This is a genomic window from Lysobacter sp. OAE881 (assembly GCF_040546665.1).
GTDB lineage: Bacteria > Pseudomonadota > Gammaproteobacteria > Xanthomonadales > Xanthomonadaceae > Lysobacter_J > Lysobacter_J soli.
Genome location: NZ_JBEPOG010000001.1, coordinates 3,925,255 through 3,942,293 on the forward strand (window position 1 = coordinate 3,925,255; position 17,039 = coordinate 3,942,293).

Annotated in this window: 13 protein-coding genes, 1 pseudogene and 1 riboswitch; of the genes and pseudogenes, 4 read left to right on the forward strand and 10 right to left on the reverse strand. The window is 68.8% G+C overall.

Annotated elements, in window-relative coordinates; translation table 11 throughout:
* Positions 1-3: 3 nt before the first annotated feature.
* Positions 4-1,230: an efflux RND transporter periplasmic adaptor subunit gene (locus tag ABIE51_RS17985; protein WP_157031219.1), complete on the reverse strand. Its 1,227-nt coding sequence runs from the start codon at positions 1,228-1,230 to the stop codon at positions 4-6.
* A 122-nt stretch (positions 1,231-1,352) separates the two neighbouring features.
* Positions 1,353-2,021, reverse strand: a complete 669-nt coding sequence (gene bioD, locus ABIE51_RS17990) for a dethiobiotin synthase (protein ID WP_192632804.1) — start codon at positions 2,019-2,021, stop codon at positions 1,353-1,355.
* Between the two features lie 96 nt (positions 2,022-2,117).
* Here bioD and msrC point away from each other — a divergent pair, with 96 nt between their 5' ends.
* From msrC to ABIE51_RS18010, 4 genes are all read left to right on the forward strand, one after another.
* Positions 2,118-2,603: a free L-methionine (R)-S-oxide reductase MsrC gene (msrC, locus tag ABIE51_RS17995; protein ID WP_115841865.1), complete on the forward strand. Its 486-nt coding sequence runs from the start codon at positions 2,118-2,120 to the stop codon at positions 2,601-2,603.
* On the forward strand, positions 2,600-2,992 hold the full coding sequence (locus tag ABIE51_RS18000) for a TfoX/Sxy family protein (protein WP_115841866.1): 393 nt from the start codon (positions 2,600-2,602) through the stop codon (positions 2,990-2,992). The genes msrC and ABIE51_RS18000 overlap by 4 nt, the downstream gene beginning before the upstream one ends.
* 255 nt (positions 2,993-3,247) lie before the next feature.
* Positions 3,248-3,447: riboswitch (cobalamin riboswitch) on the forward strand.
* Positions 3,448-3,608: 161 nt separating this feature from the next.
* Positions 3,609-5,477 carry a TonB-dependent vitamin B12 receptor gene (gene btuB, locus ABIE51_RS18005; protein ID WP_192632803.1) on the forward strand — a complete coding sequence of 623 codons (1,869 nt, stop codon included), beginning with the start codon at positions 3,609-3,611 and terminating at the stop codon, positions 5,475-5,477.
* Between the two features lie 134 nt (positions 5,478-5,611).
* Entirely contained in the window at positions 5,612-6,157 is a 546-nt protein-coding gene (locus ABIE51_RS18010) for a cysteine hydrolase family protein (RefSeq protein WP_354504654.1), read from the forward strand.
* On the opposite strand, the gene ABIE51_RS18015 is transcribed toward ABIE51_RS18010, so the two are convergent.
* From ABIE51_RS18015 to ABIE51_RS18055, 8 genes and pseudogenes are all read right to left on the reverse strand, one after another.
* Positions 6,144-7,973, reverse strand: a complete 1,830-nt coding sequence (locus ABIE51_RS18015; protein ID WP_192632802.1) for a carboxypeptidase regulatory-like domain-containing protein — start codon at positions 7,971-7,973, stop codon at positions 6,144-6,146. The two genes, ABIE51_RS18010 and ABIE51_RS18015, sit on opposite strands and share 14 nt — an antisense overlap.
* A pseudogene (locus ABIE51_RS18020) lies at positions 7,970-10,154 on the reverse strand (hypothetical protein). The gene ABIE51_RS18015 and the pseudogene ABIE51_RS18020 overlap by 4 nt, the downstream one beginning before the upstream one ends.
* The gene (locus tag ABIE51_RS18030) at positions 10,151-11,314 is read right to left on the reverse strand and encodes a BatA domain-containing protein (RefSeq protein ID WP_192632800.1); all 1,164 of its coding nucleotides are present in this window, start codon (positions 11,312-11,314) and stop codon (positions 10,151-10,153) included. Before ABIE51_RS18030 ends, ABIE51_RS18020 begins: the two are co-directional and overlap by 4 nt.
* The gene (locus ABIE51_RS18035; RefSeq protein ID WP_192632799.1) at positions 11,311-12,225 is read right to left on the reverse strand and encodes a DUF58 domain-containing protein; all 915 of its coding nucleotides are present in this window, start codon (positions 12,223-12,225) and stop codon (positions 11,311-11,313) included. The genes ABIE51_RS18030 and ABIE51_RS18035 overlap by 4 nt, the downstream gene beginning before the upstream one ends.
* A gap of 13 nt (positions 12,226-12,238) precedes the next feature.
* Complete coding sequence (locus ABIE51_RS18040; protein WP_192632798.1) at positions 12,239-13,234, reverse strand: AAA family ATPase; 996 nt, start codon at positions 13,232-13,234, stop codon at positions 12,239-12,241.
* A gap of 119 nt (positions 13,235-13,353) precedes the next feature.
* Entirely contained in the window at positions 13,354-14,055 is a 702-nt protein-coding gene (locus tag ABIE51_RS18045; protein ID WP_115841872.1) for a DUF4159 domain-containing protein, read from the reverse strand.
* Complete coding sequence (locus ABIE51_RS18050; protein WP_192632797.1) at positions 14,052-15,677, reverse strand: TldD/PmbA family protein; 1,626 nt, start codon at positions 15,675-15,677, stop codon at positions 14,052-14,054. Before ABIE51_RS18050 ends, ABIE51_RS18045 begins: the two co-directional genes overlap by 4 nt.
* A 15-nt stretch (positions 15,678-15,692) precedes the next feature.
* Positions 15,693-17,027 (reverse strand): TldD/PmbA family protein, encoded by a 1,335-nt coding sequence (locus ABIE51_RS18055; RefSeq protein WP_115841874.1) that lies wholly within the window; start codon positions 17,025-17,027, stop codon positions 15,693-15,695.
* Positions 17,028-17,039 lie beyond the last annotated feature (12 nt).

Sequence of the window (17,039 nt, forward strand, 5' to 3'; positions counted from 1 at the left end):
GGATTAGTCCTTCTTGGCCGGTTCCTGACCGGCGGCCTTTTCAGCCGGCTTCTGGCCAGCCTGTCCCTGCGCGGGAGCGCCCGGCGCGGCCGCGGCACCCGGCTTGCCCGCATCGCCGGCGTCGGCCGGCTTGGCGGTGGCCGGCGAACCCGGCTGCGCACGCTGCACGCCCGAGACGATCACCTGGTCGTTCGGCGACAGGCCCTGCGTCACGACCCAGTTGCCACCCTGCTGGCGCTCGGCGCGGACGTCCTTGCGCGCGACCTTGCCGTCGCTGCCGACCACCAGCACGTACGCGCTCTTCGCGTCGCGCTGCAGGCCGGTCTGCGGGACCAGATAGGCATTCGGCTGCGTGCCGAGCGTCGCCTGCAGCGTCACGAACGTGCCTGGCAGCAGGTTCTTTTCCGGATTCGGGATCAGCGCACGCAACGCGATCGCGCCGGTGGTCGGATCCACGACGTCGCCGGAGAAGTCCAGCTTGCCCGGATGCTCGTACGGCGTGCCGTCGGGCAGGATCACCTGCACCTTCGAATCGCCGGCCAGCTGCTGGGCGCGACGCACCTGCTCCAGCTCGCTGACGCTGAGTGAGAAGTTCACGTACAGCTGGTCGATCTGGTCCACCGTGGTCAGCAGCGTGGCCGTGCCCTGGCCGACGAGCGCGCCTTCGGTGACCTGCTGCTGGTTGGCGCGGCCGCTGATCGGCGCGGTGACCGTGGCGTAGCCGAGGTTGATGCGGGCGTTGGCCAGCGCGGCCTCGGCCTGCTTCACCGACGCGCCGGCACTGCGCTCGGCGGCCAGCGCGTTGTCCAGGTCGGACTGCGAGACGAACTTGTCCGGGGCGAGGCGACGGGCGCGATCGGCCGCGGCCTTGGAATTGGCGTAGTTGGCCTGCGCCGAGGCCAGCGAGGCCTGGGCCTGGCCGACTTCGGCCTGCAACGGCGCCGGATCGATCAGGAACAGCACCTGCCCGGCCTTCACGTCGCTGCCTTCCTCGTAGACGCGGCGCTGGAGCACGCCCGGCACGCGGGCGCGCACGTCGGCGCTGCGGAAGGCGGCCAGCCGGCCCACCAGATCCTTCTGCAACGGCACGTCGCCCGGCTTCACCGTGACCACGCCGACTTCCGGCGGCGGCATGCCGCCACCCTGCTGGGCTTGATCCTTGCCGCCGCAGGCGGACAGTGCGAGGGCCAACGCGGCGGCGATCGCCACCGTGCGCGGGTTCTTGACCATGGGGGAAGACTCCAGTTCCTTCATGACGAGCGGTGAAGCCCGGACGGGTTCGAATTCCTATACCGATCAGTCTAGCATTGCTCGGGAGCAGCCCATCTCCCATTGGTCACGCCTATCGACGATCAGGCCGGTTGGAGCAAAGACCACAGCTGTGCGGGATCGGGCATTTCGCGGAACGGGAGCCGTCCCCAGCATTTCACCGGGAGCCGCTGCTTCAGCAGCTCGAAGTTGTCGTCGGCGCGGGCCATCGCCGGGTCGATGTCGTTGGCGATCCAGCCCGCAAGCCGCAATCCGTCGTGTTCTATCGCACGCGCAGTCAGGCGCGCGTGGTTGATGCAGCCCAGCCGCAGGCCCACGACCATCACCACCGGCAGGTGGAGCGCGCGCACCAGGTCGACCTGGTCCAGGTCGGCCGACAGTGGCGCGGCCCAGCCGCCCACGCCTTCCACGACCACCGCATCGGCCTGCGAGGACAGGCGCTGGAATGCGGACACGATGGGCGCAAGGGTAACGCGAATGCAGGCATCGGCGGCCGCGAGCTCCGGCGCCAGCGGGTTGGGCAGCGCGAACGGATTGACGTCGTCGTAGGCCGGTCGCGGATCGCTCGCCGCCTGCAGCGCGAGGGCGTCCTCGTTGCGCCACCCGTCGGGCGTGGATTCGCAACCGCTCGCCAGTGGCTTCATGCCCACCGCACGCTGCCCGCCCGCGCGCAGCGTGTGCAGCAGCGTCGCACTGGCCAGCGATTTGCCGATGCCCGTGTCGGTGCCGGTGACGAACCAGCCGCGCGTCATCGCCGCACCTGCCCGCCGAGCCGGTTGCGGCGATGCGGTCCGGCCCCATCTACACTGGCATCCCAGGCACTATGCGACGGCAGGTTCGAGGCACTCATGTTCACCAGCGCAAGTCTAAGCGGCAGCAAGCCGGAACAATACGAACAGCTGCTTGCGCAGGCCCGGGCGCTGATGCACGGCGAGCGCGATCGCATCGCCAATGCCGCCAACCTGTCGGCGCTGGTGTACAACGCGCTGCCGCAGCTCAACTGGGCCGGATTCTATTTCTTCGACGGCACCGAACTGGTCGTCGGCCCGTTCCAGGGCCTGCCGGCCTGCGTGCGCATCCCGCTCGACAAGGGCGTGTGCGGTGCCGCGGCCTCGACCCGCCAGACGCAGCGCATCGCCGACGTGCATGCGTTCCCGGGCCATATCGCCTGCGACTCGGCCTCCAACTCCGAGCTCGTCGTCCCGCTGGTGTCGTCGACGGGCGCGCTGATCGGCGTTTTCGACCTCGACAGTCCGGTTCAGGATCGTTTCGACGTTGAAGACCAGCACGGCCTGGAGGCAATCGCGCGGGCTTTCGTGGAGTCACTGGAATGACCGACAAGCCCGACCCGAAGCAGGCCGACAAGCTGCGCAACATCGGCCCCAAGTCCGCCGCCTGGCTGCGCCAGGTCGGCCTGCGCACGCGCGAGGACCTCGCGGCCGCCGGCACGGTGGAAGCCTTCATGCGCGTCAAGCGTGCAGGCTTCAAGCCGACGCTCAACCTGCTCTACGCCATCGAAGGCGCGCTGCAGGACTGCCACTGGCAGGAAATCTCCGACGAACGCCGCAGCGAGTTGATCCTCGCCGCCGACGCGGCCACCGCGTTGCTGCCGCCGCCGCGCTACAAGCCGGCCGCCGCGCCGGTTACCACGACCCAGATGGCGCGCGAGGAAGAAAGCATCGCGATGCCCACGCTGTTCGACGAGCCGGCGGATCGGGACTGAGCTTTTCCCTTCTCCCGCAAGCGGGAGAAGGTGCCCGAAGGCGAAGGGCGAACGACCGGCCAGGATGGCCGGGCCGGGCGTACCGCAAGCCGGTCTCCTTTCGCCACGGATGGCTGCGTCGACATCGATCGATGCCGATGCTTTCCAGATAGTTGCCCACGCCTCCTGCCCTCACCCCAACCCCTCTCCCGCAAACGGGAGAGGGGCTTTCAACTGGCTTCGCTGAGAAAATGCCGTAGACTTCGCCCCGCTTCGAGGTGACCCGGCGGCGTCTGCCCACGGGTTGAAACGGGAAGCCGGTGACGCCCACGCGGCCATTCCGGCACTGCCCCCGCAACGGTAAGCGAAGGCGGATCCATCCGGATCCGGGTTCGGCACTGGCCACTGTGCGCACGCACGGGAAGGCGCCGCAGCCCGAGGACCCTGTCCTGCCTCGCGAGTCCGGAGACCGGCCTCTCCGCACGGACCGCCTGGCGACAGGCCGGACCACCCCTGGTTGCGATGCGGAGGGCGTCGCGGCGGCGACGTCGGTGCGTCCGCGCCCTTGTCCGCAGCCTCGATTCTCCCGGCAACCGTTCCCCTTGCCGTTGGCGCGAACACGCGCCGGAGAACCCCGATGTCCTTCCGCAGCCTCCACGTCCAAGCGCTCGCCCTGGCCTGCGCGTCCGCCCTGCCCCTGCTCGCGCACGCCGCGCCGCAGGCGACGGACCTGGACGAAGTCGTCGTCACCGCCAACCGCACCGCGGTCACCGTCAACGATGCGCTCGCACCGGTCGAGGTGATCGACGCCGAGCAGATCCGCCGCAGCCAGGCGCGCTCGCTGCCCGACCTGCTGCGCGGTCGCGCCGGCATCTCGCTGTCGAACCAGGGCGGCGCGGGCAAGCTCACCACGCTGTTCCTGCGCGGCGCCGAGTCCGACCACGTGCTCGTGCTCGTCGACGGAATCCGCATCGGCTCGGCGACGTCGGGCCTCGCGTCGCTCCAGGATCTCCCGGTCGACCTGATCGATCGCGTCGAGATCGTGCGTGGTCCGCGTTCGAGCCTCTACGGCGCCGACGCCATCGGCGGCGTGATCCAGGTGTTCACGCGCCGCGACCGCGAAGGCTTCGCGCCGCGCGTCACGGTCGGTGGCGGTTCCAACGGCCTCAACGAATTCGCCACCGGCTTCGGCGGCCGCAGCGGCCGCACGTGGTTTGGTGCGGACTACTCGCACAGCCACACGCAGGGCATCAACGCGTGCCGCGGCTATTTCGACCCGGTGACCTTCGACGGCGCCGGCTGCTTCATCGCGCCGGATTCGCAGCCCGACCGCGACGGCTACACGCGCGACGCGCTGTCGGTCCGCGGCGGCATCGAGTTCAACGAGCAGTGGAGCCTGGAAGGCCACGGCCTGCGCAACGAAGGCGACAACGAATTCGACGGCGACTTCACCGATCGCGCGAAGACCGTGCAGCAGGTCGTCGGCGGCAAGCTGCGCTGGCACCCGAACGACCGCGTCGACCTGCACCTCACCGCCGGCCGCAACACCGATGCGTCGGACAACTACCTCGGCGACACCTACCTCGACTACTTCAGCACCTACCGCGACAGCGCGACGCTGCAGGGCGATTTCGGCCTCGCCGAGAAGCACCTGCTGAGCGTGGGCCTGGACTGGCTCGACGACAGCGTGAGCAGCACGACCGAGTACGACGAGCTGTCGCGCGACAACAAGGCGGCGTTCGTGCAGTACCAGGGCCGCATAGGTGCGCAGTCGCTGGAGGCATCCGTGCGTCGCGACGACAACGAGCAGTTCGGCGGCCACACCACCGGCAGCGCCGCGTGGGGCATCGAGTTCGCGCAGAACTGGCGCGTCACCGCCGGCTACGGCAGCGCGTTCAAGGCGCCGACGTTCAACGAGCTGTACTACCCGTTCTTCGGCAACGCGAACCTGCGTCCGGAAGATTCGGAGACGTGGGAACTGGGCGTCGCGTGGCGCGGCGAGACGTTCAACGTACGCCTGGATACCTTCGACACCGACGTGGACGACCTGATCGCCTTCGACGCGGCGATCGGCCTGCCGAACAACGTCGAGCGCGCGCGCATGCGCGGGGCCGAACTCGGCGTGGACACCACGGTGGCCGAATGGACGATCAACGGTGCGATCAGCTACCTCGACACCGAGAACCGCAGCGGCTTCTACGAAGGCAACGACCTCGCGCGTCGCGCGAAGAACAGCGCCCGCGTCGATGTGGATCGCGCCTTCGGCAAGTTCCGCATCGGCGCGACCGCGGTGGGTGAAGGCTCGCGTTTCGATGACGTCGCCAACACCCGTCGCCTCGGCGGCTACGGCACGCTCGACCTGCGCGCGGAGTATGCGATCACCTCCTCGCTCACGCTGCAGGCCCGCGTGGCGAACGTGTTCGATCGCGATTACGAGACCGTCGCGTTCTACAACCAGGGTGGACGGGAGTGGTTCCTGACGCTGCGCTACGCGCCGGTGAACTGAGCCCGCAAGTCATTGCGCGAGGAACGGATGAGGGCGCTTGCACATCGCGGCGCCCGTGCGCGGCTGGGCTCTCTGACGGCGCGCTCACCTCGCCGCGTCGATCCTAGCCTTCCCGTTCCTGGTCGCAGCGACGAGTGAAAGGCCACGCCCTCCTCATCATCGACATGATCAACGCCCTGGATTTCCCGCAGGGCGACAAGCTGCTCGCCGCGGCCCTGCCGGCCGCACGCAACATCGCGCGCCTGAAGAAGCGGCTGAAGTCGCGCGGCGTGCCGGCGATCTACGTCAACGACAACTACGGCCAATGGCGTTCGGACTTCAAGCAGGTCGTGGCCGAGTGCGGCGCGGCCGATTCGCTCGGCGCGCCGCTGGTGAAGCTGCTGCATCCGGAGGACGACGACTTCTTCGTCCTGAAGCCCGAGCGCAGCGGCTTTCGCGATACGCCGCTGCGCATGCTGCTGGGCAAGCTCGGCGCGAAGAAGCTGATCCTGACCGGCGTCGCGCTGGACGTGTGCGTGTTCGCCACCGCGACCGATGCCGACATGCACGGCTTCGAACTGCGCGTGCCGTCCGATTGCGTCGCGTCCGAGACCCAGGGTCGGCGCACGGCGTCACTGAAGCTGCTGCGCGATGCCTTGCAGGCCGATACGCGGCCGTCGCGCTCGATCACGCTGCGCTGACGCGGCGCCCCACGCGCGAACGCTCGAACCACCACAACGCCGCGCTCGCGACCAGCCAGCCGAGCCACCACGGCCAACGCGCGCCCGGTCGATCCGGGCCCGTCGCCTGATCGTTCGCAACCTTCGAAGTGGACGATGCGAGGCGCAGTGTTGCCTCACGCATCGACTGCGCGCGCATGCCCGGCGCCGCATCGGGGGGGCGCACGAAGAACGCCTGTTCGCGATCGCCCGAACGCACGCGGTGCCAGCCCGCCGATTCGGGCCAGAACGCGGCGCAACCACGGGCCGCCGGATCGCGCAGCACCCGATGCATCGAACCGTCGGGCGCGACGACCGACGCATCCTCCTGCACGCCGCAGAGCGACATCCGCTCGCCCTGCCATGCATCGGCGTCGATGCCGAACGTTGCATGGCTTCGCGCGCGCGCCAGTGTCGAGACCGTATCGCTCCAGAGCTGCGCATGGCGATCGTCGCGACCGCCAAGCACCAGGCGATAGCTGTCGGCCAACAACGACACCCCCACGCGACCGCGCCCGTGTGCGCGCCACATGGCGAGCACCGCGCCATTCGCATCACGCAGCAGCGTCACGCCATCGGCAGCGCCGAGCTTCGCATCGCGACGCGTGAGTTCCGGCACCGCGACCGGCGGTTCCTCGTGCGAACGCGGCGCGTCCTGCGTACCGGGACCCAGCCGTGCGCGCTCGGCGGCATCGTCGCGGGCGCCCTGCGCAAGCTTCGCGACAGTGGAGTCGCGACCGCCCTCGACGACGAAACCGAGCGCGCGCAGGCGCGCACGCTCGTTCGCCGACAGCGCGCCCGTCACGCGAATCAGCAGACCCAGGCCATCGCGCACTGCGGCATCAAGCGCGCCACGCTGCGCATCGCCGAGCGACGACCACGCGCGCTCGTCGAGGATGGCGACGTCGAAGCGCGACAGCGTTGCGGCATCGATTGAAACCGGCGCATCGCCCAGCTGCACGCCACCGCCGACCGCCATCTGCGTCTGCGCCGGCAGGCCGGCGTCTTCCAGCCAGCGACGCAGGTATTTCACTTCCGGGTTGGGCGCACCGGCGATAACCAGCACGCGCAGCGGCACCTGCGCCTCGACCTGGACCGGCACGTCGACGTCTTCCACCGCACGCTGGCGCGCATCGAGCACGCGAACGCGGAACATCGCGCTGCCTTCGCCGCGCGCGGTTGCGGTCAAGGTGAAGCGCCCGTCCGCCGGCAGTGTCATCTGGTCGACGCGACGACGCGCGGGATCGAGCAGTTCAACGACACCCCCGTGCACGCCGCCGACGCGACCGGACACGCTGAATTCGTCGCCGACCGCGATGCGCTCTTGTGCATTCAGTTCGAGCACGCCACGCGGCAGCGGCGCCGCTTCGAATTCGACGGCGAGGCCCGATGCCGCATCGCGATCTCGCGCATCGAGGCCATCACCGATGACGCGGACGCGCTGCGTGCCGGGATGTCGCCGCAATGCGGTCGCGAGATCCGGTGCACGCTCGACCTCCGCCCACGCCGGCGCTTCGGGAAGCGCGACCAGCGCGTCGCCGGCCGCGACCTGCGTGCGCTGTGCGCCTGCGGTGGCGATCACCAGCGTGCCCGCGCGACCGGGAACCGTGGGCGGCCACAGCGCGAAATACAGCAGCGCGGCACACAGCGGCTGCGCGGCGAGCAGCACCGCGATGCGCGCGAGGTGCGAACGCTGCGCCGGATCGGCGCGCAGGTGGCGCACGAGCAGGCGCACGATCGCGATGACCGTCGCGAGCCCGAGCACCCAGGCCGTCGTCGTCGGCGTGAACCACGTCATCGCGCGTTCTCCTGCCGCAGCGCGTCGAGATAGCGACGACCGGCCGCATCGCCGTCGTCGCGACGCGGCACCGCGGCCGGCGGCCGCGACAGCAACGGCCACAATTGCGCGCGCAGTTCGCTTCGGCACGACGCGCACGATGGTTCGGCGCGCAGCGCTTCGATCGCGGCGATCAGCGACAGCGGATCGGCCACGCGCGATTCGTTGGCACGCAGCCAGCGGTCGAGCGCAGCGAAGTCCATGTCGTCTCTGCGAGCGCGCGCATCGTCGAGCGCCTGCCAGAGCTGAAGCAGCGCGGGATCGGGCGGCGTCGCCGCGACCAGCGCGTCACCGCGGCGCGCGATGCCCGCGCGGTCGCCGCTCATGCGGCGCGATTCGTCGATGGGCGGAAGCTCCGGGCCCACGCGCGCAAGGTAGATGCGGCTGGCCTGCTGCACCTGCTTGATGTGTTTGAGCGCAGTGTACGCATACGGCAGCGCCAGGTCGGGATGCCCCTGGCGAAGATGACCTTCCGACTGCCACATCGCATCGAGTGCGAGCTTCAGCGTCGCGCGCGTTTCCGGATCGAGCAGCGTCGCCGCTTCGGCGTGATCATGCGTATGGCCATATTCCTCGAGCACCGCGCCTTCCTGCCCGAAGGTTGATGTCGTCGCGGCGGCGTTGTCGTGCGTGTGATCGTCCTTCGCCGGTTCGTTCGCGTGTTCGTGTTCGTCCGCGCCTTCGGTCGCCGATTCCGTTACGGCGGAAACGTCATCGGACGTCGGCGGCGGCTTCGGCTCGCCTTCGGCCTCTTCGCCGAGGAACTGTCCGTAGCGCAGGCGCAGGATGCGCTGGTCGACGCCGATGGCATCGCTGCGTCGCAGGTATTCGGTAGCGTCGAGGCGGCGCTTTTCCTTCAACAGCGCTTCGGCGTCGATGATGATCTGGCGCTGGCTGCGGAAGTACGCCGGCATCACCTTGCGCACCATGCCTTCCATGTCGCTGGTTTCGGTGCCGAGGTCCGACGGCCAGCGCAGGATGAGGCTCGCGCTGCGCGCATTCTGCGGCGACGGCGTGCGGTTGTCTTCCACCTCCAGCTGCGCGATCAGGTCGTCGCCCACGGCGAAGCCGAGCGCGCGCAGGTCCAGCGAATGCGAGAAGCGCTTGGTCGCAGCACTTCCGGCGCCGCGCAACGTCACGGCCTGCTCGCGGAAGGTGATGTTTTCGCCGCTGCCCTGCGCAAGCGTGATGCGCAGCCTCGCCGTGTTCGCGATGCCGTAATCGTCGCTCGCTTCGAACGAAACCGACCACGCCTTCTGGTTCGCGGTGGCGAGGCTCAAGCTGCGGTCGGGTTCGATCACGCGCACCTGCGGCGGGCGGTCGGCGATGGCATCGAGGCGATGCGGTTTGGCATCGCGCAGCGGCGGCGCATCGGTCAGGCTCAGTCGATACAGCGCCGAACGCGTGAGAACGTGCTCGCCGCGCCAGACGTCGCCATCGCGACGCAGCACGACGCGGCGCCCGTCGTGGAGGACGAGCTCGGCGCCGGCAGGCTGCGGCGCAAGGCGCAGCGTCCAGGTCAGCTTCGTGCCCAACGGCGCGCGCGTATCGAGCGAAGGTTCGTCGCGCGCGGCCTGTCGCGTGTAAGCCGGCGGGGCAACGCGCAGGTTCTGCTCGACGATGCGCGTGTGCGTGGGCTTGGTGGCCTCGCCGCTGAGCTGCGCGACGACGTCGTCGAAGGCCTGCGCAGGACGATCCGGCCAAAACAGCGCGGCGGCGGACACGATGGCGGCTATCGTCACTGAAAGCACGATCGCGCGCGTCCACCACGCGCGGACGAAGATCCGGCGTCGCGCCGCGCTCAAGACGTTCGATCAGGCGGCCGCGCTGGAGGCGTTCGAGCGTCGTCATCGACGCTTCGGGCGCGAACAGCAGGTCCGTGCTGTCCTCCATGTCCGGACGCGTCGCGTCCAGGCGCTGCACGAGCCAGTGCGTGTCGAGCCTGCGCGCGCGATGGATCGCGAACGCTACGGCGACGGCGGTCGCGATGACGAACACCGCCAAGGCCACGCCGACGCCTTGCCATCGCCAAGCGATGACTGCGATGGCAAAGGCCCACGGCAGCGTGCGCGCGACGGCGTCAAGCGCGACGCGCGTGCGGGCGTGCTGCAAGGTCTGGCGTAGCAGCGTGGTCGCGTTCATGGCGCCACCGCGCGTCGCGACGACGTCGCGAGCCAGCGTTCGAGCAGGAAAGCCAGCGCGATCAACAACGCGAGCCACGGCTGGAGATCGCGCGGCGAGATCGGGAACGTCGGGCCACCGGTGAGCGGAGCGTGTTCGGCGGACAGAACGCGCGACGGCGACGCGGCCGGCGGTTCGAGCGCGTCGCGCAGATGCTGCGGGAACGTCGCGTCGAGAAGCTGCGGCATCGCCTGCGGAACGAGCGTGCGCGTGAAGCGCAGCACGCGGCCGCGGCCGTACGCGGCGCCTTCGATCAGCGTCGAGCCGCCTTCATCGCGCCACAGTGGCGTCCACGCGGTCATGTCGGCGAACTTCGCGTCGGCGTCGAGCAGCAGCGTGCCGCCGTTGCGCGCCCAGTCGCGTACCTGCGGCGGAACATCGCCCGCCGCGAGCCACGCGACCTGCTTCGCATCGGAAGGCAACGGCTGGTCGGTGGATGCGGAATCCACCTTCGAATTCGAACCCGTCGGCTGCCACGCGATCGAGGCGGCACGCAGGTAGCGCGCTGCCGTCGCACGATCAGCCGCGTGGCGGACGATCAATGCAGGCGCGGCAGATGCCTTCCGTGCAGCGTCAGCCGGCGTCACACCCGGCACGACACGCCAGTCGACCTTCCTCGACAAGACGATGCGCCGGCCATCCGCATCATCGATGCGCTCCGGCGCGAGCACGGTCAGCGCGACGTCTTCCGACAGGTTCGCGTCGAGTTCGCGCAGCAGGCTCGGAAGCGATGCGTGCGTCGCATCCGGCACCGCCTCTACTTCCGCAAAGCCGGGCGCCAGCCAATGCCAGCGCGCCTGCGGCGAATCGAGCGCCGCTCGCGCTTTTGCGAGATCTACGCCCGGCGCCACGGCGACGTACGGTGCATGCGATTCACCGCCGTGCAGCACGGGACGCGCGAGCAGCAGCGCCATCAGCGCGACCAGCAGCAGGCGCAGGATCAGCAGCGGCCATTCGTCGAAGCGGATGCGATGCCGCGGCTTGGGCTTCTGCCGCAGCCAGCGCAATGCGGCGAACGCGGTCGGGCGCTGCTCGCTGCGGCGCGCGAGGTGGATCGCCAGCGGGATCAGCAGTGCGCCCAGTGCGGCCAGCGCGGCGGGGATCAGGAACGCGAGGCTCACGCGTACTCCGCGGCGTCGCGCGCGCCGAACAGCCGCCGCAGCGGCAGGTCGAGCGGCTGGTCGAGCACGTATTCGGCATGGCGGATGCCGCTGGAATCCAGCCGCGCATCGAGCTCGCGCCGCGCCCGCGTGAAGCGCGCCAGGAACTCCGCACGCATCGCGGCACCGTCGCCGAGCAGTTCCTCACCCGTTTCGGGGTCGTGGAAGCGATGGCCGCCGTTGAAGGGGAAATCGCGCTCCTCGGCGGTGAGGATGCGCACCGTCAGCACTTCGCGACGCGCGGCGGCCAGGCGCGTCATCACGTCGATGGCGCCTTCGTCGAAACCGTCGCTGAGCAGCACCACCAGATCGCCCGCGCCGATGCGTTCCCACAGCGGGCGCAGCTTTTCCGGCGACGGCCATTGCCCGCGCGCTTCAAGTCCGTGCAGTTCGAGCAGGAAGCGGTCGCGCTGACGCAGGCCGGCGCCGGGCGCGAGCAGACGCACGCCGTCGTCGCGCAATGCGACCAGGCCGAAGCGGTCGCCCTGTCGTAGCGCGAGTTCGGCCACGCAAGCCGCAAGGCCTTTCGCCGCCGCCAATCGCGACCAGCCCGGACGCGCCTTGTCTTCCTGCGCCATCGACGCGCTCGCGTCGATCAGGAGCCACGCGGCGAGCGGGCTCTCGCGTTCGGCTTCGCGTACGAAGAAGCGGTCCGAGCGCGCGTAGAGCTTCCAGTCAATCTGACGCAGTTCGTCGCCCGGCTCGTACGCGCGGTACTGCGCGAATTCCAGTCCCGCGCCGCGACTGCGGCTGTGATGCAGTCCGAGGCCCTGCAGCCCGACCGCGCGTCGCGAGGTCAGGCGCAGGTCCTTCAGCCGGGCGCGCACGGCAGGCGGGATGAAGTCGGCGATGCGGGTGCCGGGCGCGTTCATCGGAACGTGGCGATCAACCGTTGAACGGCACCGCGCGCAGCAGCGCGGCGATCACGTCGTCGGCGCTCTTCTGCTCGGCTTCGGCGGCGAACGACAGCAGCAGGCGATGGCGCATCACCGGCGCGGCGAGCGCGGCGATGTCCTCGCGCGTCGCGGCGAGGCGGCCGTGCAGCAGCGCACGCGCCTTCGCGGCGAGCACCAGCGACTGGCCCGCGCGCGGACCTGCGCCCCACTTCACCCACTGCTTCACTTCATCCGGCACGTCGGCGCCCGGGCGCGTGGCGCGCACCAGGCGCGTGACCCACGCGAGCAGGTCGTCGCCGAAATGCACCTCGCGCACCAGCGCCTGCAGCGCGAGCACTTCCTCGCCGTGCATCACGCTGGGCACGTGCGCGCTGTGCGTGCCGGTGGTCTGCGCGAGGATGTCGCGCTCCTCGCGTTCGGTCGGGTAGTCCACGCGGATGTGCAGCAGGAAGCGGTCCAGCTGCGCTTCCGGCAGCGGATACGTACCCGCCTGTTCGATCGGGTTCTGCGTCGCCAGCACGAAGAACGGCGCGGGCAGCGTGTGCGTCACGCCGGCGTAGCTGACGGTCCGCTCCTGCATCGCTTCCAGCAATGCGGCCTGCGTCTTCGGCGGCGTGCGGTTGAGTTCGTCGGCGAGCAGCAGGTTGGTGAAGATCGGGCCCGGCTGGAAGCGGAAATGACGATGGCCGGTGCCGTGGTCTTCTTCCAGCAGTTCCGTGCCGAGGATGTCGCTGGGCATCAGGTCGGGCGTGAACTGGACGCGGCGGAACTGCAGTTCCAGCGCCTGGCCGAGCGAGCGCACCAGCAGCGTCTTGCCCAGGCCCGGCACGCCTTCGAGCAGGCAGTGGCCGCCGGCGAGCAGGCCGATGAGCAACTGCTCGACGACGGATTCCTGGCCGACGATGGCCTGCGCGATGGCGTTGCGCAGCGTGCCGAGGCGTTCGAGCTGGGTCTTGAGTTGCGCTTCGGTGAGGGTGTGGTTCATGTGTGGAGTCCGTGTTCGCTCTTGCTCGTCATTCCCGCGCACGCGGGAATCCAGTGCCTTCGTCGTCCGCCCTGAAGTCGCTGGATCCCCGCTTTCGCGGGGATGACGACCCTGGGGCATCAACTGCTCAACGCATACATCACGATATTGACGGCGAACTTCGTGTTGTCCTCGGCGAGGAAACGCTTGTTGCGCCAGTCGTAATCCCACTCGCAGCCGTAATCCTTGTTGCTGTAGAGCACGCCCAGGCGGCCGTCGATCTCGATGCCCTTCAGGTAGTCATGCACCAGGTCGTCGCCCCAGCCGTTGAGTTCGAACGTGGTGGCCGGCGGGCCGTCCTTGAACTCGAAGAAGCTGCGGTACAGCGCGTGGTTGTTCGGCAGCTTCTTCAGCGCCTTCGGGCCGAAGATCTTCGCCATCTGTTCCTCGAACGACTTGGCGAACAATCCGTCGATGTCGTGGTTGCAGTCGTCGACGAAGACGAAACCGCCGTTGCGCACGTAACGCTCGAAGTTGCGACGTTCGGCCGGATTGAAGTCCACCAGCTTGTGGCCGGCGAGGTAGCAGAAGGGCGCCGTGAGCATCTTCGGATCGGCCAGCGCCAGCACGTGTTCCTTCGGATCCACGCGCAGGTGGGTGTAGTCGATTAGCGAGGTGATCAGGTTCGCCGGCATCCGCTGGTCGACGTCCCAGTCGCCGGAGTCGTACTTCAACCGCGTCAGCCAGAAGTCGTAGTCCGCAGCCGCCGCCTGCGCGAGAGGCGGCAGCATCGCGGCTGCCGCGCTTCCCAGCATCAGGCGGAGGAACTGCGCGCGGTTCATATCGACCGCGCGGTATTGATGACGTTGATCCCGTTGAACCGCGCCGTGGCCGCGCCGTGCGACACCGCCGAGACCTGGCTCGGCTGGCCCTTGCCGTCGAAGAACGAACCGTTGAGGCGGAAGTCGCGCTCATCGCAGATCGCCACGCACGCGTTCCAGAATTCCGGCGTGCGGATCTGGTACGCGGCGTCTTCGACCAGGCCGGTCACCTTGCCGTGCTTGATCTCGTAGAACAGCTGGCCGCCGAACTGCGCGTTGTAGCGCTGCTGGTCGATGGAATACGAACCGCGGCCGTGCACGTACAGGCCGTTCTCGACGTCCTTGACCATGTCGGCGACGCTGAGCGGCGCCTTGCCCGGCATCAGCGAAACGTTCGCCATGCGCTGGAACTGCACGCTCGACCACGAATCGGCGTAGCTGCAACCGTGCGATTCGGTGTGGCCGAGGATGTGCGCTTCGTCGCGCGTGGCCTGGTAATCGACGAGCACGCCGTCGCGCACGAGGTCCCACTGCTTCGTCTTCACGCCTTCATCGTCGTAACCGACCGCGCCGAGGCTGCCCGGCCGGGTCTTGTCGGCGACGAAGTTGACGATGTCGCTGCCCCACTTGTAGCCGGCGTCGCGCTTGTCGAGCGTGGCGAAGCTGGTGCCTGCGTAGTTGGCCTCGTAGCCGAGCACGCGGTCGAGTTCGAGCGGATGGCCGACGTTCTCGTGGATGGTGAGGAACAGGTTCGTCGGATCGATAACCAGGTCGTACTTGCCCGGCTTCACCGACGGCGCCTTGAGCTTCGCGCGTGCGTCGCGCGCGGCCTGCACCGCGTCTTCCACCACGTCGTAGCTGGTGGCGTAGGCAGTGATGCCGCCGGGCAGCGCGCGCTTGCCCGCCGCCGCGCCGTCCAGGTACTCGTAGCCCATGCCCATCGGTGCGGACAGGCCATTGCGCGTGCGGAACTTGCCGCTCGCCTTGTCCACGGCGGTGGCCGTCACCGGCAACCAGATGCGGTGGATGTCCTGGTCGACGTAACTGCCGTCGGTGGACGCGAAGTATTTCTGTTCGTTGATGAGGAACAGCGTGGAGTTGAAGAAATCCGCGCCGGCCTTCATCGCCGCGGCATTGACCGACAGCAGCAGGTCGACCTTGTCCTTGATCGGCACTTCCATGCCGTTCTTGCGGATCGGCGTGGCCCAGCGCACCTCGCCCAATGCGGGCGTGGGCGCGAGTTCGACCTTGCGCGTCTGGTTGCGCGCGTTGGCCTTCGCGATCGACAACGCGGTGCGCGTCGCCTGCGCGACGGCTTCCGGCGTCTGCACGTGCGTGGCCGCGAAGCCCCACGCGCCGTCGGCGAGCACGCGCACGCCCACGCCGGAGGACTCGGCGTTGACGACGTTCTCCACGCGCGCTTCGCGGGTGATGACCGACTGGCGCAGGTAACGGCCGATGCGCACGTCGGAATACTGCGCGCCGCCTGCACGGGCCGTGGTGAGCGCGGCGTCGGCGAGCTGCCGACGACGCGCATGATCGACCGGTTCCAGCAGCGCTTCCGCAGCAACGCTGCGCCCGAACGGGAGCAGCGCGCCTGCCGTGGTCAAACCGGTGAAGCTGAGGAAATCACGACGTTGCACGATCGAACTTCCCCGTCACACCGCGTCGGACAGCGAGGTGAAGGTGAAATCGCGCAGCTTCATCGGCGGGATCATCATCACGAACGAGGATTCGTCGCCGGCCACGCGCACCGGACGGCCGAGTTCCTCGATGTTGTTGAGCATGATCACCGGCGACTCGTTGAAGCGGAAGTTCTTCACCGGGTGCTTGATCTGGCCGTTCTCGATGTAGAAGGTGCCGTCGCGCGTGAGGCCGGTCAGCAGCACGGTCTGCGGATCGACCATGCGGATGTACCAGGTGCGCGTGACGAGGATGCCCTTCTGCGTGCCGCGCACCAGGTCGGCCGTGGACTTGTCGCCGCCGGCGACCAGCAGGTTGCCCGGCTCGCCCACGGCGCGCTTGCCCTGCTTCTTGGCCCAGTAGCGCGAGTAGTTGAGCGCGACGACCTTGCCGTTCTCGACGATGTTCATCTTCTCGCGCGGCAGGCCTTCGGAATCCCACGGCAGCACCGGCGCGCGCGGATCCCACGGGTCGGCGCTGATGTTCACGCGCGAGTCGTAGACCTGCTCGCCGAGCTTGTTGCCGCCGCCCTTCTTCGACAGGAAGCTGCGGCCTTCGTCGGCCTGGCGCGCGTCGAAGAAATTCATCATGAACGAGATCAGGCCCGCGGCCGCGGCCGGTTCCAGGATCACCGTGTACTTGCCCGGCTCCAGCGCCTTAGCTTCGGCCGATTCGGTGGCCTTGCGCATGGCGGTGCGGATGTCGGCGTCGGCCTTGAAGTCCGACGCGTCCTTGAGGTTGCGACCGACCCAGCCCGAACCGCGGCCGTCTTCGGTGCGCACGGTACAGGTGTAGTTGAAGTTCGCGCCGCGCTGGTAGGCGAAGTTGCCGTTGGAGTTGGCGATGGCCACGAAGTTCTGGCCGTCTTCCAGGAAGCCCGCCGCGATCAGCTTCTCGCCCTTGCACGGTCCGATGGAGTCGGCCGCCACCTTGGCGCGGTATTCCGGCGTGATGCCCGCCGTGGATTCGCTGAAGGTCGGGCTGGGCTTGTAGGTCTGCTTCTCGATCGCCGGCATGAATTCCGGGTTTTCCGGCGCCAGGCGCGCGAGGTCTTCGGCGCGGCGCACGACGCGTTCGAGCGAGGCGTCGTCGAACTCGTTGATGGTCGCCGTGCCCACGCGGTTGCCGAAGGCGACTTCGACCGCGAGTTCGGTGTTGTCGACGATGCCGCTGGTGGAGATGTTGTTCAGCGCGAAACGGATGTTGCCGTCGACCGAGCCCGACAGCGTCGCGCTGATCTGGTCGGCCTTGGACAGCTTGATGACCTTGTCCAGGATGGCCTTGGACTGTTCTTCGGTGAAGATGCTCATTTATTCAGTTCT